1 protein-coding gene is annotated in these 1,016 nt (G+C 35.3%); it reads right to left on the reverse strand.

Features of this window, described 5'->3' with window-relative positions:
• Nucleotides 1-137 precede the first annotated feature (137 nt).
• Complete coding sequence (locus tag EZJ43_RS16970) at nucleotides 138-644, reverse strand: LemA family protein (protein WP_133263910.1); 507 nt, start codon at nucleotides 642-644, stop codon at nucleotides 138-140.
• Nucleotides 645-1,016 lie beyond the last annotated feature (372 nt).

Raw genomic sequence — 1,016 nt, forward strand, 5'->3', positions numbered from 1 at the left:
TCCAATGCTAGAGATTTACACAAAACTCAACCCATCAGTTTACGAACCGCCGTATACGAGACCCGTACGTACGGTGGTGTGAGAGGCGCACTCTGTCAGGTTTCTGGCAGAGCCGTCTACTCGATTATGAGTTGCCTTTATTCAAATTTTACTATGGGAGGTTCTGATGTTCCTAATAAAATGAAACACATATCCTTTCTTCTAAGGTCAATAGCTTTTTTATTGAATTCGGAAGCCATAGCTTCAAGTCTATTTTCTGAAGCTTCCAATTGAACTTGTAACTCAAGAAAATTTATTTTATATTTCAGTTTTGGATTAATATTTAGAAAATTTATATAAGGTTCAAGTGCGGATGTCAATCGGTTATTAATCAAATCAATTTTGCGAATAGATACGCTGTCAGGAATAGAAAATGAATTTATTTGAAAGACTAAGGTGTCAGCAATGTTTTCAGGTCTTGTTGGTAAACCTTTAGCGAAGTCAATTTTTTTATTTAGAGCAGTTACCAATTTTTTTGTCAGTTGAGCCCTTTTTAAAAGCCAAATTTTCACTTCTTTCCAAGGTGCAACTAATTGCGAAGTATCTTGCGCTTTAGAATATTGAGTAATAACAGAAAATATTATAATAATAAGTATTGTTCTCATTCTTGTTTTTTAAGGTTACTCATAACTTTTTGCTAATTTGTGCATAAAAGGCATTGCTTGCAGAAGCATTGTCATACCGCACAAAACTAAATAATTAACGAAAAACCCGAGTTGAACCACCGTCCGCCATTTATGTGCAAATTTGCTGTTATAAGGGGTTGTGTGTCCTGCGTTACCATGGGTACAAGATATAAAAGTTCTTTGAAATGGTAACAAAACTTTGTTAGAGATGATAGGCTTTAACCGACTTTAGAAACGAGCCAATATTAGATAATTGGAGGTCTCACAGAAAAAGGAAGTCAAAGAATTGGACTATCAGATAGGACTTTCAGGAGTTGTGTCTAAACCGCCCTGAGGTGCTGATTTTAAGAG

The organism is Pedobacter changchengzhani, assembly GCF_004354365.1.
In the GTDB taxonomy this organism is placed as follows: domain Bacteria; phylum Bacteroidota; class Bacteroidia; order Sphingobacteriales; family Sphingobacteriaceae; genus Pedobacter; species Pedobacter changchengzhani.